At 37.2% G+C, this 23,638-nt stretch carries 21 protein-coding genes; 5 read left to right on the top strand and 16 right to left on the bottom strand.

From position 1 onward, the window contains the following. Nucleotides 1-98: 98 nt before the first annotated feature. The 7 genes from D1013_RS09485 to D1013_RS09460 form a co-directional block, all read right to left on the bottom strand. Nucleotides 99-1,229, bottom strand: a complete 1,131-nt coding sequence (locus tag D1013_RS09485; RefSeq protein ID WP_205601285.1) for an alginate lyase family protein — start codon at nt 1,227-1,229, stop codon at nt 99-101. 1,093 nt (nt 1,230-2,322) lie between these two features. After that, a complete protein-coding gene (locus D1013_RS20635) occupies nt 2,323-2,490 on the bottom strand; it encodes a DUF6747 family protein (protein WP_317125501.1) in 168 nt (55 codons plus the stop codon). Between the two features lie 142 nt (nt 2,491-2,632). Next, entirely contained in the window at nt 2,633-2,896 is a 264-nt protein-coding gene (locus D1013_RS09480; protein ID WP_121848595.1) for a hypothetical protein, read from the bottom strand. Nucleotides 2,897-3,177: 281 nt separating this feature from the next. Continuing rightward, entirely contained in the window at nt 3,178-4,062 is an 885-nt protein-coding gene (locus tag D1013_RS09475; protein WP_121848594.1) for a PorP/SprF family type IX secretion system membrane protein, read from the bottom strand. Between the two features lie 19 nt (nt 4,063-4,081). Further along, complete coding sequence (locus tag D1013_RS09470) at nt 4,082-8,842, bottom strand: T9SS type B sorting domain-containing protein (RefSeq protein WP_162987870.1); 4,761 nt, start codon at nt 8,840-8,842, stop codon at nt 4,082-4,084. A gap of 92 nt (nt 8,843-8,934) precedes the next feature. Further along, the gene (locus D1013_RS09465; protein ID WP_121848592.1) at nt 8,935-9,483 is read right to left on the bottom strand and encodes a DUF4347 domain-containing protein; all 549 of its coding nucleotides are present in this window, start codon (nt 9,481-9,483) and stop codon (nt 8,935-8,937) included. Between the two features lie 657 nt (nt 9,484-10,140). Then, nucleotides 10,141-10,677, bottom strand: coding sequence for a Crp/Fnr family transcriptional regulator (locus D1013_RS09460; protein ID WP_162987869.1), 537 nt, complete (start codon nt 10,675-10,677; stop codon nt 10,141-10,143). Between the two features lie 250 nt (nt 10,678-10,927). Between D1013_RS09460 and D1013_RS09455 the strand changes: the two genes are divergently transcribed. Continuing rightward, complete coding sequence (locus D1013_RS09455) at nt 10,928-11,356, top strand: response regulator (protein WP_162987868.1); 429 nt, start codon at nt 10,928-10,930, stop codon at nt 11,354-11,356. Nucleotides 11,357-11,458: 102 nt separating this feature from the next. Here D1013_RS09455 and D1013_RS09450 read toward each other — a convergent pair whose 3' ends face one another. Next, nucleotides 11,459-12,316, bottom strand: coding sequence for an SDR family oxidoreductase (locus D1013_RS09450; RefSeq protein WP_121848589.1), 858 nt, complete (start codon nt 12,314-12,316; stop codon nt 11,459-11,461). Nucleotides 12,317-12,503: 187 nt separating this feature from the next. On the opposite strand from D1013_RS09450, the gene D1013_RS09445 reads away from it, so the two are divergent. Further along, nucleotides 12,504-13,094 (top strand): hypothetical protein, encoded by a 591-nt coding sequence (locus D1013_RS09445; RefSeq protein WP_121848588.1) that lies wholly within the window; start codon nt 12,504-12,506, stop codon nt 13,092-13,094. Here D1013_RS09445 and D1013_RS09440 read toward each other — a convergent pair. From D1013_RS09440 to D1013_RS09425, 4 genes are all read right to left on the bottom strand, one after another. Then, nucleotides 13,091-13,552 (bottom strand): DUF305 domain-containing protein, encoded by a 462-nt coding sequence (locus tag D1013_RS09440; RefSeq protein ID WP_192466579.1) that lies wholly within the window; start codon nt 13,550-13,552, stop codon nt 13,091-13,093. The two genes, D1013_RS09445 and D1013_RS09440, sit on opposite strands and share 4 nt — an antisense overlap. Before the next feature lie 192 nt (nt 13,553-13,744). After that, nucleotides 13,745-16,180 (bottom strand): DNA ligase D, encoded by a 2,436-nt coding sequence (gene ligD / locus D1013_RS09435; RefSeq protein ID WP_121848587.1) that lies wholly within the window; start codon nt 16,178-16,180, stop codon nt 13,745-13,747. Between the two features lie 3 nt (nt 16,181-16,183). Continuing rightward, nucleotides 16,184-16,957, bottom strand: coding sequence for a non-homologous end joining protein Ku (gene ku, locus D1013_RS09430; RefSeq protein WP_121848586.1), 774 nt, complete (start codon nt 16,955-16,957; stop codon nt 16,184-16,186). A gap of 146 nt (nt 16,958-17,103) precedes the next feature. After that, the gene (locus tag D1013_RS09425) at nt 17,104-17,544 is read right to left on the bottom strand and encodes a hypothetical protein (protein ID WP_121848585.1); all 441 of its coding nucleotides are present in this window, start codon (nt 17,542-17,544) and stop codon (nt 17,104-17,106) included. A 386-nt stretch (nt 17,545-17,930) separates the two neighbouring features. On the opposite strand from D1013_RS09425, the gene D1013_RS09420 reads away from it, so the two are divergent. Continuing rightward, entirely contained in the window at nt 17,931-18,188 is a 258-nt protein-coding gene (locus D1013_RS09420) for a SemiSWEET family sugar transporter (RefSeq protein ID WP_121848584.1), read from the top strand. Nucleotides 18,189-18,375: 187 nt separating this feature from the next. Here the strand turns inward: D1013_RS09420 and D1013_RS09415 are convergent, their stop codons facing one another. The 3 genes from D1013_RS09415 to D1013_RS09405 form a co-directional block, all read right to left on the bottom strand. Then, nucleotides 18,376-18,909, bottom strand: coding sequence for a hypothetical protein (locus tag D1013_RS09415; RefSeq protein WP_121848583.1), 534 nt, complete (start codon nt 18,907-18,909; stop codon nt 18,376-18,378). Nucleotides 18,910-19,155: 246 nt separating this feature from the next. Then, nucleotides 19,156-19,587: a hypothetical protein gene (locus D1013_RS09410; RefSeq protein ID WP_121848582.1), complete on the bottom strand. Its 432-nt coding sequence runs from the start codon at nt 19,585-19,587 to the stop codon at nt 19,156-19,158. Nucleotides 19,588-19,896: 309 nt separating this feature from the next. After that, a complete protein-coding gene (locus tag D1013_RS09405) occupies nt 19,897-20,808 on the bottom strand; it encodes a diacylglycerol/lipid kinase family protein (protein WP_121848581.1) in 912 nt (303 codons plus the stop codon). Between the two features lie 155 nt (nt 20,809-20,963). Between D1013_RS09405 and surE the strand changes: the two genes are divergently transcribed. Next, nucleotides 20,964-21,695: a 5'/3'-nucleotidase SurE gene (gene surE / locus D1013_RS09400; RefSeq protein WP_121848580.1), complete on the top strand. Its 732-nt coding sequence runs from the start codon at nt 20,964-20,966 to the stop codon at nt 21,693-21,695. A 10-nt stretch (nt 21,696-21,705) separates the two neighbouring features. On the opposite strand, the gene D1013_RS09395 is transcribed toward surE, so the two are convergent. Further along, a complete protein-coding gene (locus tag D1013_RS09395) occupies nt 21,706-22,134 on the bottom strand; it encodes a response regulator (protein ID WP_121848579.1) in 429 nt (142 codons plus the stop codon). 585 nt (nt 22,135-22,719) lie between these two features. On the opposite strand from D1013_RS09395, the gene D1013_RS09390 reads away from it, so the two are divergent. Next, nucleotides 22,720-23,619 carry a YihY/virulence factor BrkB family protein gene (locus D1013_RS09390; protein WP_121848578.1) on the top strand — a complete coding sequence of 300 codons (900 nt, stop codon included), beginning with the start codon at nt 22,720-22,722 and terminating at the stop codon, nt 23,617-23,619. The last annotated feature ends 19 nt before the right edge of the window (nt 23,620-23,638 follow it).

The raw sequence follows: 23,638 nt of genomic DNA, 5'->3' as shown, positions 1-23,638 counted from the left end.
TTCAATAAATCCTAAAAATACATTTAGAGTTTGAAAGTTTTTACCGGAAAGATAAAGTCAGGATTATATAACCGTGATGGCCAAGCATGTATTTATAACTAGTTACCGCAATTTTCTTTCTTATAAAGCCAAATCAAAGGACTTTTAATGGCCATGTTGCGCTTTACTTCGAACGTTTTGGGAAAATGTCGATTATTAGCCCATAATTCATAAAAATCCAAACGATTGTAAATGATTGCCGAAAACAAAAATGTTGGATGTGCAACAGGCCATTCATTCCAATACATTACATCAGGCTCATGTGGCCAATCATTTTTCTTAGCCACAAAAGGGGCCATGAATTCCACCGCCTTTAATAAGGAGCGACCATTTATATCATAGTGCCAGAAACATTGAAAACTATCAGATAAAACCCAAGCGTTAATAGTCATTGCATCAAGATTAAATAAAGAATAACCATAAGGCTTCGTTCTTTCCAATTCCAAAGGGAAACTGCCATCCTTGGCCATTTGTCCTGGCATGAGGGTGTTTATAAAATTAGCTTTACAAAATTCCATGACCTTTGAATTGTTACAAAATTTGGCATAGGTCGCTACCTGCATATTCCAGCAGGTACCATGGTTATTTGGATGAACCATTTCATCTTTACTGTATTCATGGATCATCAACCATTCAAGGAGCTCAGAAAACCAAGCACGGAATCCAGTCATAAGATTTTCACTGATTAAACCTTCGTTTTCAAGGACCCAAAGGGATTGTACTGCATCCATAATATGAATACCGTCAATAATACCTATACCTCTTCCCGTATGCCTTCCCTTAATTGCTTGCGCGTACAAAAAGTGGGGATTCATACGCGTAGATTCGTTCAAGAACCAAGCCTTGCAGTGTTCCAGCGCGGCATCGGAATAGGTTCTGTCTTTGGTAATTAGATATGCAGAAGTTAAGGTTCCCACCATTTCTCCCATTTTCATGAGGACTTCTCGATGAGCCGTAAAGTTTTCGGGATTGGTAAAACCGTCTTTTCTAATGTAAGGGCCTTCAGGATTTTCTGGATCTGGCCACCAATAATCTCCTTCTGAGTAAAAGTCATTTTTGCCTCCAGAAGATCGTGAACATACGTAAGAAGTAATGGTAATGGGATATTCTTCTAAAAAACTATCAGCTATTTCCAAAATGTGGGAATCAAGTTCCAGAGTTGCGAGTTCACTATAGCTTTGACCTTTCAAAAATAGCGAGAAAAAAAGGGTATGTATTAAAATAACGTAAGATCTCAAATGGATTGACAACAATTTATTAAATGGAGACATAAATAATTAAACGTTTCGAACGCTTCATTCACCAACCTAAATTACATTCGCAATTTTATATGTTGGAAATCATAGTTGGTAACGACCTAAAATACTAAAATTAAAATCAGTAAATGAAATCCTGAATTCAAATATTACATTATGGCATGCCACTATCTCCCCAACAGATTTACTTAGAATTTGCGAAGTATCCCATTAATTTACAATCCTAACAATATTTACCAAATCAATCTTTATTCAAAAAATATAACTTATCACTAGAAATTTAATAGACGTGTGTCACGAATTGTTTTTACATCACTCTATGCTATTCTCAAGTGTATATCGCTGATATGTATTTAATAAAAAAAAATAATTAACTTGACTAAAATTGTAAGAAAGTTTACTGAATTCGAGATTTGGTCATGATATTTTTTCGTGGCGTAATCGTTATTTGTGCCTATTCGCTCAATATTGGTAGCGTTTTTAGTAAACTACCTACTGCGCTGGTTGGAAGCAAAGCTCTTTATGTCATGGTAAAGAACTTAGGGTTAAAGTGCTTGTTAAGTGGAACTTTAAACGATGATTCAGTGCAATTTTAGATAAGGATGTGCTACTCTCAAGCACATCCTATCTTAAAAATACTCAAATATTGTTCTTTATTGATGAATAGTGGTCTCGATGTAATTCAGCATCCAACTAATTTTCATCAGCGGTCGCAAATTTTCATCGATTTCTTTTTAGATTAAACCGTTTATCAAGTTTCCCAATGAAAGTTATTCCATCAATATTTTACCTATCGACTGGTCCTTTCTTTCACCTGTACTCAATCCAAGGGGTAGTTAGACTGAGAAAGACATTTTGTTGCTTCAAATTAGTACAGCAAACTCAAATGGATTCTAGGTAGTTCAGTTAACCTAGAAAATATGATCTAATCGATTATTTCCACCATCAAAAGAAAGATAGCGATTGTCAAGGCTATGATAGTGAATGTATATATAATGTTATTTTCTTTTTTCTCCAAGGTTTCTCATTAAAAAGGAAATCCTGTAAAGATTCGATAGAAAAAAGCATAGAGTACTACTGAGAATAAAATTATGGTAAACCATGTGAACGCTTTAAAATAGTTTCGAATCACGAAATTTCCTATGTTTCTAATGCTGTCCAGATAAATGTTCTTAATAAGAGTAATTGTATTCATATTCGGGGGTTTTAATTTGAAGCAAATATGCAACCTATGAATATGGTACCAATTATTATCTGTTAAACAGATAGTTTATTCGATGAATTAAAGTAGTGTAGGTATTTACATATATTCAAATAACAGTGGTTTATAAGTCATGCTACATTAATCTTTTTATAAAAAGTAAAGTTTTCAATAGGTAAAAGGCATATTGTTCACCATATTCCTGAGGGTCTTTCATTTTTTGGCAATCCTGAAAATTTTTAACCATGTCCATCCAAAATTCTTTAGTCGATTTTTGGTTGAATGGGATGTGGACAGTCCAAGATTCTAATAATATAATGGTTTGATTGATGTTTTCCTTACGATAAATATCGGATTGAAAACTACTCAATTCCTTGTATAGAGTTTCTAAATCCTTCATTATTGCTGACTTTTGTAAAAAATTGACAACCGGCCCGCTATATAATTGGACCGGTTATCTGTGGGGGTTTTTATTCAAAAAGCTCAATTCGAATTATTATCTATCTCTCAATATAATGCTCCAAAATTGTTTACTAATATGCAAAATTGCAAACAATTGTTGCGAGAGTTTATGGAATTGTGGCGAAAACGTTTTCGTTAGTTGAATTATTACTTCGTAAAACAAACTGGCCAGTTCCTTCTTATGAACTGGCCAGCTATATCTGAATAAAACGAAGACTTCTATATTCTCAATCTCATGAACAGCTCATGGGTACCCTTTTCAACACCGCCAACAGGTTTTTCCAAGGCGTTCTCATAAGCATACCCTACGTCTAATCCTCCACTGATATTGAGCAAGAATAGACCGCTGATACTTTCGCTAAACCTGTAACCCGCGCCGATAGTGAAACGCTCTGCAAAACCCACCATACCGGTGAGCTCATAGGAAACCGGGGAAGCGGTAACAAAACGAAGCATATTGGTTAGGTACAGGTTGGTGGATTCCGAGAGCTCGAACTCATAACCTCCGGCCAGGTACATATGAACCTTATCGGTGCCTACCCTTGCCTCTCCGTTGCTTTCCTCCAAACGCTCGGGGGTCAACAGTTTCGGAATGGAAGCCGAAACAAAGTATTTATCATTTTTCCAGTACAGCCCAACACCAACGTTTGGCGTAAACCTATTATCAAAGTTCATCAAACTACCGTCTTGGCCCACCCCATACGTTTGGAGGCCCTGGGTATTGGCATCATAGGTGTTGGCGCTCCCTTTGAGACCAAAGAAGAGTTGGTTGTTCTCCGATACCTTCACCTGGTAAGAAACATCTATGGCCAGCCATGTCTGTGTTTCGATAAAGGTCTTATCATTAAGTACCGACACTCCCAGGCCTACATTTTTTCCCAAGGATGTACCGAAAATAGCACTTTGGCTTTCCGGAGCGCCTTCTACCCCTGCCCATTGGCTTCGAAGGCCCAAGGCAAATTCCAGGCCGTCGTTACTACCGGCATAGGCAGGGTTCACTACGTTCATATTATAGCGATAGAACGAGTACTGCGGGTCTTGTTGGGCATAAAGGCCTAGGGCCGCCAGAAGCACGCTAAAGATTGTTATTACTATTGTTTTCATTTTTTTTGGCTTGATTAGGTTAATAGTTGATGAATATCCAACCTCTCAACGGAGCTTCGCCATTGCCGAGGTCGATTATGTAGAGATAAGATCCGGAGGGCAGTTTCTCGTTCTTATTCTTAAAGAAACCCTGCCAATCGTTTCGATAGCTCTTTTGGGCAAATACCTCGTGACCGTAACGGTTGTAGATCCTTACGACATTGTTCGGATAGTTTTCGATGCCGGGCACCATCCATGAATCGTTAAGACCATCGTTGTTGGGCGTGAAGGCCTCCGCCGGAACCAGTACCGGTTCACTATCCTGTGGAAAATAATCCTCACTGTCCGGAACCCCGTCATTGTCATCGTCGTCGTCCCTATTGTCGGGAATACCGTCATTGTCATTATCGGCCGGGGTGTCTATCGGGTCGGTACTATCAGTTCCCGACTCGTTTTCCTGTTCGTCAGTATACCCATCCCCATCGTCATCGGTATCGGCATTGTCACCGGTACCATCGCCGTCGGTATCTTTTTGCTCTGTTTCGTCCAGTGGAAAATCGTCCGAGCCGTCCACCACTCCATCATTATCGTCATCCTCGTCCACATTGTCCCCAAGACCATCACCATCGGTATCGACATCCTCTTCACCGTCGTTGTCATCGTCGGTATCCTCATTGTCACCAATGCCATCGCCATCAATATCGGAATACTCATTTGGGTTATGGGGCAGGTCGTCTACATCATCGGGATACCCATCGTTGTCATCATCCGTATCGGTATTGTCGCCAACTCCATCACCATCGGTATCGGTATCTTCGTCGGGATCTAACGGGAAGTCGTCCTCACTGTCCGGGGTTCCGTCACCGTCATCGTCTGTGTCTGCATTGTCCCCAGTTCCGTCACCATCGGAATCGGTATCCTCATTTGGATCTAAAGGGAAGTCGTCCTCACTGTCCGGGGTTCCGTCACCGTCATCATCCGTATCGGCATTGTCACCTGTACCGTCACCATCGGTATCCGTATCCTCAGAATCATCTTTTGGGAAGTCGTCCTCACTGTCCGGGGTTCCGTCACCGTCATCATCCATATCGGCATTGTCACCCGTACCATCACCGTCCGTATCAGTATCTTCGGAATCATCTTTTGGGAAGTCATCTTCGGAATCAGGAGTACCGTCGTTATCATCATCTTCGTCGGCATTGTCTCCGGTTCCGTCACCATCGGTATCAGTATCTTCGTTTGGATCTAATGGGAAGTCGTCCTCTGCATCGGGGGTTCCGTCACCGTCATCATCATTATCAGCATTGTCCCCGGTTCCGTCACCATCGGTATCGGTATCCTCGTTTGGATCTAATGGGAAGTCATCTTCGGAGTCCGGAGTACCGTCACCGTCATCGTCGGTATCGGCATTGTCCCCGGTTCCGTCACCATCTGTATCGGTGTCCTCGTTTGGATTTAATGGGAAGCCGTCCTCATCATCCGGAGTTCCGTCACCGTCATCGTCTGAATCATCATCATTCGGGATTCCATCACCATCGGTATCCTGCGCCGTATTAATAGCTGCAGAATGCGTTGAGCTACTTACGGCATCATCACCATCTTTAACTTTGAAAGTGAATGAGGTATAGTTATCTCCGTATTCACCGGCTGAAGGTGTAAAAACCAATAGGATTACATCATCTATCATATCATTTGCCTGAACGGCAATACCATTGTATTCCAAAGTACCGTTTGAGGGTAGGGTCATCACTTGGATACCATTAAATGTATCTCCTGGGTCTACATCCGTGTAGGTGAAATCACCCGTTTTAAAGGTATAGGAAGCATCCTGAATGGTTTCCAGTGTAATATCCCCACCATCCGGCGCATCGTTTACATTGGTAATGTTCAATGTGACCGTAACGGTTTCCGAAAAGGAAACGGCATCTTCAAAATTATAGGTAAAGCTATCCATTGCGGATTCATCTCCGTCGTGGACATAGGTGAAGGTACCATCGGAATTAAGCGTAAATGAGCTTGCATTTTCAGGTCCATCGATTAAATAATACACCAAATCATCGCCATCCACTTCAATATCGTTTGTGGAAAGGTCTCCGTTCAAAGTTCCATTTTCATCCATTGTGAAGCTGTCGGCCACTGCGATAGGGTCATCATCAATTGGGATAATGGATATTGTTATGGAAGCGGTAACCTTGGTGCCGTTAACATCCAGCTCATAGGTTACGCTATCGGTACCATTTTCGTTCTCATTTGGCGTATAGACAACTTGGTTGCTGCCATTTACGGTTGCATTACCTTTTGTTCCCTGTGCCGTAATGGTAACGGTAGGGGTATTGTTGGTATCGTAAACATCATTATAAAGTACATCGATGGGGTCGGAAACGGTATCCTCATCCAAAATCACCAAATCGTCTTCTGCACTTACAACCAAGGTTATGTCGTAAGGACCAAAGGTTGCTGTGCCCGTATTGCCGGCATTGTCCCTGACCTCGGCATGGATATACCAACCTGTACCTCCAGTGTTGAAAGATGTGGTCTTGGACTGGCTGTTGCTCCATGAACTCCAAGCTGAATTATTTGTTGCAGGTGGAGTTGCACTTTGCACTCTAACAAAGCGTTGCACATCAAAACCACTTCCTCCATTCTCATCGGAGAAAACCAACTGAATGTCATCATCCGTTTCCAAACTCCCGCTGGAGGGAGTAGCAGTGATTGTTGGTGCGATATCATCATCAATAATGGTGAGTGTACGATAAAATGGTTCTGACCAAACACCTGTATCTGTCTGTGTCCTTAAGCTTATTATATAGTCTGCGGTTACATTATTGTAGGATGAAAAATCGGTCATAGGTGTACCTGCATTATAAATCTCCGTGTTGGTTGCATTTCCATCGGAATCGTAAGTACGTTGGGTCACAATCCATTCTTGTGTGGATAAAGTCCTTCCGTAAGGGTCTACTGAATTATCCTCAATCGCAATCGTCATGTCGCCAGAGTAGGTATTCAATTGATCAGGTAATATGTTGAACTGTGCAATGGGCAAATCGGTTTCACCTCCAGAACCTGCAGTTTTTTCCACATAGATACTTGAAGGACTACTCCAAGTTCCTTGATGATCTTGAACTCTGAGCATTACAAGGTATTCTCCGTCAGCTACGCTATTTTTATCGAACTGGCCATTTACCCAGTCGTTGGTAGATGCCGCATCCACGGATTTCCACTTCCACTCTGATTGGGCAATACCATCATTCGCTCCGCCATCTAGATCGTAAGAGGTGTTGTTGATAAAACCAGTATCGGCACTATATGTAAAACTGGCCACTGGTTTTCTATGGAAATATAGCGTGGTCGGAGCTGTTGGCATATCTTCAAAAGTGAAGGTATATCGACCTGTTTTCTCGTAGTACTCCGGTACATCCTCCAAATAGAGTCCATCCCAAGATACCTTGCCCGTGTTGTTGTCAAAATGGGTCTCATCATGGGTGATTTTCCATCGCCCCGAAGGATAACTGGCATTTGCTGTGTTGGATTTTAACTGTGAAGGATCTACATCGATCTCAACCGAGGTTCCAGCAATAAAATATTCCCCGGCGGTTACTGTTCCGAATTGATATTGTTCATAAATGTAATGGGACATATCATCTATCCAGGTGGACCAGCTTCCAGCATCTCGGTTTACAAAGATACCTTGATCATTGTTCTGTTGAATGAACCTGTCAAATTGGGCTTGGTTGGCATTGGTTCCCCAGCCGATGTAGTGGATATCCTCGTTGATGGTTCGCATCAATATTTCCGAAAGATCTTTGTCGTTGTCAAAATCTGCCACTTCAAGGTCGTCCAAGTTTACGTTAAAACGTAGGGCACTGTTTCTCCACTGCGGTTCGCGCAATACATCTTTAAAGGCACGTAGTTCCAATTTTTCAATATTGATATCCTTGAAATAGGCATTTTGCTGTTCATGGACATAGAAACCATAGCTACCTGAGGAAAAGGTATTATCGGTAATATCGAAGGCTTCGATCCAATCCGTGCCAGCATCGCCTCCGCCACCTCTTCTGGAGATGGTGATATCATCACCGGACATTTCAATTTTAAAATCGATTTCCTGTCCATTATAGAAAGCCGAGAACATATCGGCCCTAGCGGCATCCCAGCCATAGGTTGCCGTACCTGTTCTTCCACTATTAGTGTTCACTGCCAAAATGGTAGTTACACCGTTTTCCCTTTTGAGAATGGCTTCCGCAGGGTAACCATCACCCGGAGCATAGTTCATTAAGTTACCACAGGCTGTATGGTTGTCGATGATATAGGCGTAGAAATTATTGTTATCCACTTTTTTAAAGATGAATCCAACCTCGGCGTGGGTGTAAGGTGCACCGGAAAGACCAAAGGTCGCTGAAATGGTACCATCGGAAACATCTCCTGTAGGATCATACATGGCAACACCGTAGTTGCCGGAGTTCCTTGCGACAGGATCGGCCAGTATTTGGTTGGTATTGGAATCAAAGGAGAAATAGGAACCCGAGTAAGTTCCACCACCTGCACTACCTAGGTAGTTGTGTGAGTTTGGTGGTTCTGCCCCGTTAAAATCCATAACATTCCAGCTGTTGAAAATATCACTGGCATCCGCTTGATCAGAGGAAATAGAGCTTCTTTGAAAAGCTTCAACACGTAGTTTACCCAAAGGGATTCCCTTGGCGTACATGGCTTGCTCAAGATCGGTCTCAAATGTCGATAAATCTAAATTGGCAGACCCCACAGTCACCATTACGTCTACATTTGGACCTTGTTGGACTGTCATATCTACAGTTTGGGCCTTGAGGTTACCAAAAATTAGCAAAAATATGGTGAATGTAATTGTGGTTTGTAGTATTTGCTTCATAGTAGGTTGTGCTATTTAAATATTGAACTGCTAATGGGTTGGTTCATTGTCTTATAATCAAAACTGAAATTGGAATCAAATACCGATGTACAGTTTGTAGCAGTTGCAATGTTGAAATAGGACATAGCACTGATCTGCTTTATTAATGCCAATCCGTCCGCATTAGATCCCAGATTGCAGTCATAAACCAAAAGTTGAATGTTTGTACCTTGATAGACACCTTCTAACATAGAAAGTTCAAATTCTTGGTCGATCCTTTCTGAATCATATGCGATTCCACCCAATTGCAGTGCATTATTGCTTGTGTCTGCAAACAAATGAATGGTTTTTACTGTTGTGTTGTCTTCAAGGAAATGGCGCACCGTTTTCCACGGATTTTCTGAATGCCCCACTTCAATTACAGTTGTGCTTTGAGGCAATTGCTCTAGAACGATTGATTTCTGTGTATACTCAGAATCAATGACCACGACCTCATCGGTCTGTGCCCATGATATGCTAAAGACCATACAGAAAAAGAGCAGTGAACTCATTAATTTTTTTTGGTTGCTTTTTGTTTTCATTTAAGAGAGGGTTTGGATATATATGTTATTTTTATAGTTGTGTTCAGATTTGGAAAAGGACAAAAAAATCCCTGGCCGTTTATGAACAGCTTTTTTCTGTGAGCAGCACAAGACCGATCAGCAGTGAATAAAATTTTAGATTAATCGCGGATTTGGGAAATATTGCAGTTCTATGTCATAGGTAGGGAAGGTTAAATATTTTTTGAAACTCTTTTTTCGGTTTCTTACAATTCAAATTTGAATTCTTTCATTTTAAAACTTGAACTTCCTACAAACGGAAGGTATTTCTTGCTTATTATAAAAAATCGCTCGCGAAATTGACAATAATCAATTGGAATTGATTCTCTACAAAACTTAAAAGTGCAATTAGTTGTTTATCTTTAATTTAAATAAAGAAGCACAAATGATTTTTTTTTATAAAAAACTTCGACCGATTCGGATTTTTAGGAAAACGCATCCATATACCCCTTATTACATAGCTAATAACGGGAACTTGACAAATATCAATTTTGAGTTATTTCCTAAATGAGAAGGAGAGTGGCTAATATAAGCCAGAAGTAGACTGAGAAATTACAACTGATGGATTATCAATAATTTAAAAATAAAATTTGCCAATTACTCTTAGGCAGAAGATATTTCGTCGATTCTCAAAAAAATTCAATTGGGACTATACTTACTTAACAAACGGCTTAAGGTTTCAGGTCTCATGGATAGAAATGATGCAAGATATTTTTTGGGAATTCGTTCGGTAATTTGATTCTTACTATGCTCTATGAAATAATTAAGACGGTTGGCAGCATTGGGAATTCTAGCCAAGTAGACCCGATGTTCTGAAAGCATATAATACTCCTCCAACATAATTCTACCTATATGGTTCATTTCAGGAAAATGGTTGACGCAATATTGATAGTCTTGGTATTCTAAGTAATCACAATAAGTATCCTCAATACTCTGTATATACTCGTTCGCTACTTTATTTCTAAAAAACCCTGTTATCGAGGTAAAGACTTCATTCTCGCTATCGATCCATGTGGTTATTTCTGAGTCTCCACTTTTGAAAAAGCCTCGTACCATACCCTCTTTTAGAAAATATAAACGATTACACTTCTCCCCTGCCCTACAAATTATTTCATTCCTTTTAAAATGGCAACTTTGAATTTTTGAACTCAAAAAAGTTTTTAAATCTTTCCCCATAGGATAAATAGAGTTAAGGAAAATGATTATATATAAATTTCTTTCAGAAATTGGCTCTGTAGTCATGCTATTTTAATGAAATAAATATTGGAAGAACTAATTTTAAAGTAAATTGATTATATGCAGATGCACTCTCATAAAGATTTTTAGAATTGTAAGAAATGTCTTAAATTAAATCTCAAGAAGTCAAGATAAAAAGATTTTATTAATTTACCCTTGGCAGCGAACTGCTAAAAATTAAATCTCAAAGGTGGATAAAATTTTAGTGTATTTGGCAGATGACGATTTTGATGACCGCGAGCTTTTCGTTGACGCCTTGTCAGAATTGCCATTGTCTACCGAAATACTACAATTTTCAAATGGTATAGAGTTGATGGATTGTTTATTTACCAATAAAACTTTACCACACATAATATTTTTGGACTTATTTATGCCATACATGGATGGTTTCGATTGTTTACTGGATATTCGAAATTTTACCAAGTTTAAGAATATTAAAATAGTCGTTTATTCATCGGTATTTCAAGAAAGAGAAGTGCGACAGTTAAGGGAAGATGGGGCAAATGGCTACATTCAAAAACCTAACTCATATATTGTCTTAAAGAATTTAATCTATAAAGCGATTCACTCCCTATCCTCCCAACCCAATGAATCCTCTCATTTCGAAATCTTAATCTAATACCATAAAAATGAGAAAGTATTTTTCTATTGGTACTGTCCACAACGTATTCAACTCATATATAAAAGATTTCAAATCTTATATATCTTCAAATCTTAGAAATCAACCTCCAATAACCTCTCCGCCATTTATGTGTAACACTTGGCCAGTCATGTAACTACTATCTTGCGATGCCAAATAAACATATGCTGGTCCTACTTCCGCTGGCTGACCGGGTCTGCCCAATGGCACATCTTTACCAAAATTGGCTAGTTGGTCGCCCTCAAAGGTTGCAGGTATCAAAGGAGTCCAAATTGGCCCTGGGGCTATCGCATTTACCCTTACATTTTTATCGGCCAAAGATGTTGATAGACTTCTGGTAAATGAAACTATCGCTCCTTTTGTACTGGCATAATCAATAAGATGTTCAGATCCGCGATAAGCTGTTACTGAAGTAGTATTAATAATTGAATCCCCGCTTTTCAAATGTTCGAGAACCGCTTGAGTCATATAAAAATAAGAATAGATGTTAGTCTCAAATGTGGTTTTCATATTGTCGATTGATATATTGCGCAAATCTTTTTCGGGAAATTGCATGGCAGCATTGTTGACCAAGATATTGATTGAACCAAAATGCTCCAACGTTTGTTGAATTGCTTGATTACAGAATTCTTTCCTTTTAATATCACCTTGAATCAAGAGACATTCTGTTCCTTCCTCTTCAATTTCTTGTTGTGTCGCATGCGCATCAGTATCTTCATTTAGATAAACGATTGCTACTTTCGCCCCCTCTCGCGCGAAATGTAGAGCAACACTTTTGCCTATACCGCTATCACCTCCAGTAATCAAGGCCACCTTATCCTTTAATTTTCCGCAACCCTTATAGTCTTCACGAATGGACACTGGTTGTGGATGCATTTGCTTCTCAACACCCGGTTGACTTGACTGATGTTCACTTTTTTCTATAGTTATATTCTCCATTGTACATAGTTTTAGATTTATTTAAAACTAATGTTAGTATTGAGCTTTGATTAACGCAATTATGTTATTTGTTGACGCTATATCATTGGTATTTGGAAAAAATGATTGAATCAAGACATTCCTCTATAGCATCAAAAATTGTAGCGTCCCTTTACGAAATTTGAAAGTTCTCAAATTATTACACAACATGGAAACTAGGGAAATTCGGTGGTTCAGTACGGAGCCATTTAACAAGATAGAGACCACTTTTAATCGACTTTTTGCAGGCTCCATAATTGAAGAACCTGAGAGATTAGATACTTATCTCTATACTTCATGCAATGAAGTGAATATTAAGATTCGTGATGGGCAATTGGATATTAAAAAACGGACATCAGAACCCAAATCGCGAATTAAAATAGGCTCTAACGGTGGATATGCAGAAAAATGGATAAAATGGTCTATTGATAACCCTTTACATGTCCGTCCATCCGAACATTGGTATGAAGTCCGTAAGCAAAGGAAATTGGTGTTCTTGGATGAGCACAATAAGATTATGTCCTATAAAGAAGATGATAGTAAGCCCATTGGGCTTCAGATAGAACTTACCAATTTATGTGTTGACGAAAAAACATTTCATTCAATTGCGTTGGAATGGACCAGTAAAGAATATAATCAAAATGACGAAATACTTGAAAATTTATTAAAGGATTCCGAATTGAAATTACTTCAGTCGATGGGCTATCCGGAATATTTATCCACCATAGTAAACAAACCTTTAGCCCTTCTAGAATTTTAATGTTCCCGTTTTTCAAGTCTCTCAATCATGGATTTCATTTCTGCAATTTCCTTTCGTTGAGCTTCAATAATGTCGTCCGCCAATCTTTTGACCTCCGGATCAGTAATATTAGCCCTTTCACTTGTCAATATGGCTATGGAATGATGTGGAATCATCGCTTTCATCCATTTAACATCATTAATCGGTTTTTGATAGCGCACTAGGTACGTTGCTAGCCCCATGATTAATAGGCTCAAACCTACAATTAGGCTATTCTTCCGACGAGAAGGATACATATCTCTCATAAAGAAATACATAATTAATGACATTCCGGAAACACCAATTATTGTCATGTACATGCGTGTCCAGCTAAAGAACACGTGGCTAAGTTCATAGGTATTGAAATACATCGTGACATACATAGATATTCCAGAGCACACGAGCATCATCAAAAAATTTAAATATTTATCTAACTTCATAGTACTTGTTTTATGTGGAAAGACAATAAATCTAGAGAAAACATAAAATTTTAAATGATTCAAAAAAGGTAGAGTTTAATTCAATTTGAAGACACTGCCTAAAAATGGGGTTGTTTACCTCTAAGGAAAGAAGCAACAATTAAATTAAAATTAATTATCATCTTGAAATATTCGAAAAGCTACCTTTACTGGCTACAGTAATTTTTCTAATTCCTCCAAAGAATCCTCAAGATTAGACTTTTCGAATAGCATAGGGCTAAAGACATCCCCCACATCAAGAATCCTTTGTTGTATATCATTTAAGGTAAAATATTGCGCACTGTCAATATGTCCCAATTCTTCCAACAGAAAAGGGGTCGAAATTGGCGCCTTCGGTAGTGGTCTAATAGAGTAGGTAGAAGCAACTGTTTGACCCCGCCTGTTCTGAAGATAATCCAAATAAATTTTCCCATTTCTCTTTTTGATGGTACGTTGCAAAGTAGTTAATTCAGGTAATCTCTTTTCAACAACTATACAAATCAGTTTAATAAAATCACGTACCTCCTCATAGCTATATTCCGCCCCCATTGGAATATACACATGAATTCCTTTAGAACCAGATAGTTTATAATATGATTTTAGTTGTAATTCATTCAATAACTCAGCCAAAACTTTAGTAACTATAATAATGTCGCTGAATGATTTGGTTACTGGAGGGTCTAAATCAATAATGGCATAATCGGGTTTTTCTAGACTATATTTTCTGGAATTCCAAGGATTTATCTCGATGCACCCTAAGTTAGCCATGTAAAGTAATGTCGCTGCATTTTGACAAAGCAGATAATTAATTTCCCTATCACTTGATTTCGAATAGATATTCAAGCTTCCAGCCCATTCGGGTAAGAAATCAACGTCCTTCTGATAAAAGCCTTCATTTTCAATTCCTTCGGGAAATCTATGTAAACTTTGAGGCCTATCCTTTAGGTATGGAATTATATAATCGGAGATACTTAAATAGTAATCTATTAGATGGTATTTACTTTTTTTGGATTCCTTCCAAAGTATTTTGTCCAAATTTGAAATAGGTACTTTGAATCCATCAACATCGACGTACTCTTTTATACTGCCTCCTCTTGGAATTGGTTCATCCCGATTTATTAAAGAGTTATCGTGATCAATTGAATCTATAACGGGCTCTTCCCAATTCACCACTCTTTTAAAGACGGGTTGTCTCAAAAGGTTGTTTTTTGTCTTTTCTCTGAAATTGACTTCGCAAACCAACTTGGGACGAAGCCAAATCACTTTTTTTCCCTTTAATTTTATGGAGCTTTTAAATGGCGAATTTAATGTTTCAAACGAAGACATAATTCTTTTCAAATCATATTTCAGATCACTTCCAAAGCCCACACCGCAATTACCTATGTAAATAAGATTTCCATTAGCCTCTTTTTTCCCAAGTATTATTGAACTAAATGTCTCTCCTTGATCAGCAACAACATACCCACATATGATAGCGTCAATACTGTTACTTAACTTAATTTTCAACCAGTTCTCCGATCTTGTGCCTATCGCATAGTGGGAGTAAATTTCCTTTGCGATTATACCCTCCATTCCTGATTTTTTAGCCATCTCCAACAATGTCGTACCCATACCTTCAATATGGTCGCAAAATCTGGTAATGGATAAGTCTTCTAATACATTTGGAATTAAACTTTTTCGATCCAATAAAGGCAGATTGAGCATACTATGACCATTTAAATAGATCATATCAAATACATAATATCTCAAGATACCGCCGGAATCAGGGTAGTTATGCAATTCTCCGAATTGAGAAATCCCTTGTTCATTTAGTATAACAACCTCCCCATCCAAAATTACATCGTTATCCAGAGATTTAAGCTCATCAACCAGAATCGGAAATTTGCTATTATAACTAACGCCATTTCTCGACTGCAACAAAACACCCTTATCGGAAATATGGGCTATTAATCTATAACCATCCCATTTTAATTCATAAATCCAGTTGGGGTCATTAAAAACCTTATCTCTAACAGTTGCTAGCATGGGAGAAAGAATTAATCCTGGCCTTAGATTCTTGGGATAAGTAAAGTTTTCCGTACCATCTGTAAAGGACTCGGCATCATATAAACCATTAACGGCAAATTCATCCTTTTTTTTAATCATAAGCCATTGTTCTTTTCCAGATTTCCATCCAGTTCGAACCAATGAATAATTTCCCTTAATATTTTGCCCATTAAAGAACAATTTTAAATTTCCTTGTTTAAGGGAAATTGAAATTTCAGAGACGTTGTTCATTCCATCTACCGTGTAGATTCCAAAATCCCAAATCTCCATTTCTCCAGCACCGTAATTCCCTTTGGGAATAGTACCCTCAAAATTCAGATACGAGACCGGATGGTCTTCCGTCCGCACCGCTAATCGTTTATCAGCAGGATTCAAAGAAGGACCTTTCGGAATGGCCCAACTCTTCAGAACACCGTCTATTTCTAACCTTAAATCATAGTGTAATTTTCTAGAAGAATGTCTTTGTATAACAAATCGATTATTACCGCCAATTGGGGAAATTTTACCAATGGGTTCCGAAGTTGTTGAAAATTCTCGTTTACTATTATATTCGTCTAAGCTCACAGTCTAGGATGCCTTTTTCTTTCTTTTTTCCAAACTAGCTTTAAGTTGTGCCATTAAGTCTTTGGCTTCAGTAGGCTTCGACTCAAAAGTTTCCCGTTTTATTTGAGAACCTTTAGCTTTCGATTCAATTATCTTTAAAAGTTGCTCATTATACACATCCTTAAACTTCTTAAAATCGAATTTCTCAGTATACTGTTCTATTAATGAATGTGCCATATCTAGCTCTTTCTTACTTACTTTTAATTGTGGTAAATCGAGTTCATCAGTATTTCTAATCTCATCTTCAAATCGGATTACATGAAGAACCAATGCATCTTTGTAATTACCAATTAGAGAGAGATGTTCCTTCTGCCTCATAACGAATGTTGCCACACCTAGCTTTTTCTTATCCTTCAATGCTTTCCTTAACAAGGCATATGCCTTCTCACCTCCTTTTTGAGGCTGAATAAAATATGGTTTTTTAAATAGGACATCTGCCACTTCATTTTCCAATACAAATTGCTCAATATCAATAGTTTTACTTTTTTTCATATTGGCATTCTCAAAATCTTCCTTTTCTAAAATAATGTACTTATCATTCTTCTTATATCCTTTGACAATATCTTTCCATTCGACTTCTTTACCAGTTTTCTCATTAATGCGTTTGTAACGAATACGAGAGCCATCATGGCTATCTAACATATCGAGCTCCAAGGCACGCTCTTCCGACCCCGAATAAAGCTTAATTGGTATGGTAACTAGACCAAAATTTATAGAGCCATTCCAAATTGATCTCATGGAAATTAGATTAAATGAAGAATTTAATTTTTTTATATATTAAAAAGTAGTGTTCACTATTAACTCTTAGTATTCGATTGAAATATAATTCTAAAATAACTCTGTAATGAATTCAAAAAGAGACAATTTTAATCCGGTCAAAATGACTAAGAAAACATTGAAAAGATGGAATAGTTTACCAACCCAAATACCACATGGGCACCGATCAGCTGCATATAAAACGTTGAAAGCTTAGTGCCCTTAGGTTTGCCATAAGAGCTTATCATGGCACACCACCCTACCACACCGATTAAACCTGCCAATAATCCAAAGATACCTCCCATTAATAACGTCTTTGGCAATGTATGGCATAGATATAAAAAATGAAGTCCGAGTGACATGAAAAAACCTATTAGAAAATGAATTAACCATCCCCTATAGTTATTATCATTTAGCGATGTATTCCCATCGTGGTTATTTGAAAAGAGCCGATTAAGAAGATGAGCTTCATTTAGCTTCAACTCCACTAAGAATTCAAGGAGTTGGCTATAAAGAGTCATAATAGCGGTACCAGTAATTGCCGCTAACAGAGTAACAGTCAATTCCATAAGATATTATGAATTTTACAAAACAAAAATAAAGATGTTGATAAAAGAGAATTATTTCTATTGAGAATTAAATTGATTTAGAAAATATCAAATTACTAAAAATTCTTCTTATGATTCATAGGGAATATTTTGCAAATGCTAGATAGGGCATTGGTAATTTAGCGTAATTAATAAACATGATTAGCAAAGTCAATATTTGTACGGATACGATTACCTAGCCAATTGCAAGCCTTTTACTTTTAGAAGAAAATTGTAATCATGGCCTTATTCAATAGTCCAAAAAAACAAAATCTGATAATTATGAGCATTATAGCCCTTATAATATTAATAATTATTTCAATGACCTTAATGTCTTAAACTGATGAGCACTACTAAAACTTTTTAGGATGACGGAAACCATCGGTATTATGGCAGGAATCTTCACAACCATTGCTGCGATTCCTCAAATTGTGCGGGCCATAAAAAATAGAGGAGTAAAAGATGTTTCGCCCTTCATGTTTATAATATTGATAATTGGTGTTAGCCTATGGACTTGGTATGGTTTTTTAAAGAATGACCTACCGATAATAATTACGAATGGAATAAGTACTTTATTTAATGCAATTATGCTCCTTTTAATTATTAAATATAGAGATATAAAGTAATTAAAATGACTCTAGTTCGGACCTATATAATTTAAATTCATTCAAGTGCTCCCAAATTTCATTTACTAGTATTAATAGACAGAGAATAACACTTTGGACAGCATGAATAGACTCTGTAAGTAAATGAAATAGGGACATGTTAATGGGAATTCAGCTAATGCGATATTGAAAAAATCATTGTGAAACTTCAACTATTTTTTTCGTCGTCGTTCATTGCCAAAGGGTGGTCTTGCATTCCGAGTCCAACGATTTTAATAATATTTACAACCGTATTTTTAAGCATGAGAACTACCACGATGAGTGCACCACTCAATATGGCACTTACACCTAATGTAATGTAGTAAATGATGGTAAACCACTCCGGCGGTATGCTATCTGACTCGGTTATAGGCAAATTAAAAATCAAAAAAGAAAGTAATGAAACAATAAATATTACCGTATCAAGCTGAGCAATTTGCATCACATGCAAATAATGATCCTTTTTTAGCTTTGAATTACTGGTAGAGCTAAGTCCCAATAAAGTTAAAAGTAAGGCCAGTATACTAGCCGAGGCCAGGACGATTGTATTGCATAATACATTAAGTCCTGAGAGAGAATTCTTGATTAAAACTTTTGCCTCATACCCGCTCAGCTTACCTAATAAAAAAGTTCCACTCAATAAGAATAATATTGCAAAGACTCCTCCCCATATAGCCTTCTTGGTTGATGTTGAAATATACATGACATTTTGATTTAAAGAGCGGTACTCCTAACCGTACCGCCCTTTCAACATAGTGATAATTAACAGCTTACTAAGATTATTTTATTCTAAAATCTATTTTTCTTTAAGAGTCCAAATACGACCTACTTTTGCGCCGAGATAATTTATTGTATTAGAATATAACAAAACCTTTTCTGGCAGGGTAACAGAATTTGCTAGTATTGGGTCATCCCCGTTTGGTATTTCACTCATGGTTTTCGCTATTGTTTAACATAATTCACTGTATTCATGCAACACTTCAAGAATATTTATATTCTTACGTAAGGTCAAAATTCGATTTTTTATTAAAATTGATAGAGCAATCGGGAGGTTAGGGCTTTCGATTAAAGCGATATAATTATCCAAATTTTCCAAGTAATAATTGAGGCAATCGGAGATTATTTTTTCAGATTGTTTGGCGTGATAAGTTTTATGGACCCTATCAGTACTTGGTATATTTAAGTAAAAATCTCTTCCCAAAAAGCTCTCGATAATTGCTTTAAGTTCTCTGTTGTGCAATTTTAATTCATTCAACGATTTTAGAAAAAATGACTTGATTTTCGAGGAACTGAGCTTCATGTAAGCATTATGAATCAACTGTTCTAAAATCGAATTACTAACGACCACAACTCGAATCTTATCCTTTAAATCTAAATCCATCGAAACGACAGTATTATAAAATCAAATTTACATTGCACCTCAATATCCGATTAATTCAAATAATCAGAAAATTATCTTTTAAGGTTTTACATGTTTCCTAGAAAAATGTTTTAGAACCATATCTTAAGTTAATTTTCTATATCAAGAGGAACGTTTGAAAAACGAAGAAACCGCTGCCTAGCGATCAATCAACTACAACTTTAAAGTTCATGTAAACTGGGTTAAGGCCCGATATTACTAAATAATTGATCAATTCAGTCTACGAAAAGTTCACTAAATAAGTTCTCTCCGTGATATGTTTAACACGTATCAACATCTAAATTCCTCTAAGTCCGTGGGGAAGACTTTGAGCCCTTTATTCTCAAGCTTTAACTCCAAATTTTGTCTTGACTCTGAATAGAAGATTTCATCATCTATATGTATTAGTTCATTCTCGAAGGAAATATTTACTTTAGAAACTTTACAAAAAGTCGAGAAAAGACTTAAATCAGAATTACTGGTACTTCCATTTAATAATTTTTTTAAATAATCAACAAAAAAACTCCGTTGATCAATGGTGATCATCAATAAATCTAAAAATCCATCCCTTGTATTTCCCTCGGAGGGAATTGGGATTTGGGGGCCCAAAAAATGAATATTCATCACTTCGACTAACATAAAGTTTCCTTGGAATGTACCTGAATCTGTCACTATATTTAATTGAACACCCTCAAACCTCCCGACTAAATCGATTATAGATTGAAGGGCATAGTTAATTTTGTCCTTAGTTGTATGAAATTTTTCTGGGGCATTCTGCATTTCTTGGATTAGATGCGGGAAGATCCCCAAACCCATACCTTCAAAAAAATTTAATTTTGTAGCATGTCCATTTATAATCCCAAAGTCAAAATTGGTATCATTCTTATTTCTCTCTTGCAACCTATTTAGCCTCAGCGAATGATATATATTGTTAGCGGTACCAAGTGGCAGTATTTCAATTTCGGGTCTCTTATCTTTTTCAATTTCAAGAATTCTGTTCATTACTTTCGTTACTGTACCATCACCGCCTGCTATGAAAAGTTTAATACCAGGTTTAGGAGAAAATTTTCTCCATGCATCCTCATCCTTTGTAGAGGTATAGGTTACCGAATAATCATAGGACGTCATTAGATTTATAATGAATTTTTTGTTGTGCAATCCACAGCCCGCAGTAGGATTGTGCACAATTTGAGCATACTTCATTTTGAGCTGTCATTATATGTTTTACCCTATAAATTTCAGTTTATTATGCTTTTAATACTACCTCATTTAAAACAAAAATTTCTCCTTTCAAGTCAATTTTATGGAAGCATAAGGTTTTAATATTATGTATTTTACAATTGCAAAAATTCGATATAATGAAAATATTAGTAACAAATGATGATGGAATCTACAGTCCAGGAATCTTCAGTCTTGCTCAGGTAGCTGCTGAATTTGGCGAGGTGTTGGTGATGGCTCCGGATGTGGAACAATCATCCATGGGACAGGCCATTACTTCTGGCCGACCCATTACTTATAAAAAATCTCCAATCCATTTTGAAGGTATTGAGGCTTACCGAGTCGCGGGCACACCAGCTGACTGTGTAGCTTTAGGCTTGCATTTATTCGAAAGTATAGATTTAGTACTTTCAGGAATAAACATTGGCGCCAACTTAGGAAATTCAGCATGGCATTCAGGAACTTTATCTGCAGCCCGGCAAGCAGTACTTTTTGGAGTAAGGGGCATAGCGTTAAGTGTTTCAGTAGGGAACGATGAACCTGATTTTACTCTTTTAGAACCATTCGTTAAAAAGGCATTGAATGAGGTGATTACCGAAGAACATAAGTTATTAAATATTAATTTTCCGCAGCACCCCACTGGGGATATAGATTGGACCTCTCAATCAGTGAGACAATATGACGGAAGAATTTTGGCCAACGAGAATCCTATGGGAAAGGAGCACTTTTGGTTTACTGTTGTGCCAATAGAACCGGAAGAAAGAGATTCAGACAGGTGGGCGGTAAAGCATGGAAAGACGAGTATTACGCCGATGGTCTTAAATTTGACAGATCAAAATTACTTAAATAAAAAGCATGTTAAGAATAGCTAATTACAGTGCCTTAATTATTTCCCGTCATCGATGCCGCCCTCTCTTCTAAGCCATGTATGGCCCACAACACCTTTTCATGTAACTCATTCATTGAGGTAGGTTTTGTTAGAAAATATGAAGCTCCAGAAGTTATGACTTCCTCTTTGTCTGTAAGATTGGAAGAGGTGGTTAAAATTACCACGGGTATATGCTTATAGGCTGAATTACTTTTTAGAATTTTCAAACAGGATTTACCGTCCATTTTGGGCATATTCAAGTCCATAAAAATGATGTCTGGAACTATTGTACTATTTGAGTCTAAAAGCTCTAATGCCTCTTTTCCGTTGTTGGCCGTATAACAGGCAGCAGAGGGGTCAATTACTTCCATAACCTCGCAGAAGAAATCAAGATCATCCATATCATCGTCTACTAATAAGTATTTTGAAAATATCCCCATCATCTAAAATTTAATTATTTATTGTAATTTAAGCATTTCGTCGATTAAAAAATACCGTTTATCGAACAATCTATAACAAATTTGAAATTATATTGATTATAGGTTTTACGATTTATGATACAAATAACTAATTGATTAAAGTTTCTATAAATTTTGACCAACTAATTATACAATTGTTATTTGCCTGCGGTAGAATTTTAAGTTTAGATAAATCTAATGAAGACATTGATGATGATTATGGCAGCTATTTAAGTTAATTGTATGACATTGGAGCTCTTCAGAAAAGACGAAATACTCGTATTATATAAGTTCCATTAAGGAAATCGGGAATTCTAAAGATCGTGGGTTGGAACATACTCAGGTATGGAATATAGCAGGCCTGGAAAGTACTAACACAAATAACCTAACAAGTTTCTAATACACGAAAATACTCCATATGATTAGAAGATTAATATACGATCTAAAAGATGCTAAAGAATATTAGTAATAATTATCAAGCAAAATTCTACTAGCGATTACTACTTATGTCTTCAATACGGCAGCAATTTATCCGGGATTATTTAGGGCAAAGTAGAGCGCACATATAACATGGTTAAGGAAAATTCGACATTTGAGGTAAAGCATATTCCCTCCCTATTGAAGGAGACCTATATTGCGTGGAACAATGATAATCCGTTCCGGTTAAGCGCCGTTGTTGCCTATTATGCAATTCTTTCATTACCCGCGCTCTTAGTAATAATTGTTAATTTAGTCGGAACATTTACAAGTCCCGAATCTATACAAGACATTTTGACTAGTGAATTCTCCGAAGCATTGGGAAAGGATTCGGCCGAGGCTATTCAAGTTATGTTAGATGAAACTGAAAATAAAAAAAGGAATCTTATATCAACTATCATTGGATTAGGTACCTTAATTTTCGGGGCCACTGGAATGTTTTACCAACTGCAAATCTCACTTAATGATATCTGGCAAGTAGAACCCGATCCTAAAGCAAAATGGTGGAAACTAGTTTTCGACCGCGCTCGAAGTTTTGCATTTATATTAGTTATTGGATTTCTCTTATTAATTAGCTTTGTTGCTACAGCTGCATTGTCGGCTCTCAACGATTATATAAAGTCGAGTTTTCCAGATATGGTGCTCACTCTTGCACAGTTATTTGATATTCTTTTCTCGCTTGGAATTATAAGTCTCCTCTTTGCACTAATGTTCAAATTTCTTCCAGACGCTAAGGTAGAATGGAAAACTGTTTGGATTGGAGCTTTCATCACATCTATTCTATTCTTACTTGGTAAGTTAATACTCGGATATTATTTTGGACAAGCAAATCCTGGCTCTACTTATGGAGCTGCTGGAACTATTGTGCTTATTTTATTGTGGGTTTCTTACTCCTGTTTAATATTACTCTTTGGTGCAAAATTTACTTTCGTTTATGCCAATCGTTATGGCCAAGGCATCAGGCCAATGCCTCTGGCCCGTAAAAAGGCCTAAGCAATCAATAAATTCATCA

It is taken from the genome of Euzebyella marina, assembly GCF_003687485.1.
GTDB lineage: Bacteria > Bacteroidota > Bacteroidia > Flavobacteriales > Flavobacteriaceae > Euzebyella > Euzebyella marina.
This window is presented reverse-complemented; position numbering and strand designations above follow the sequence as displayed.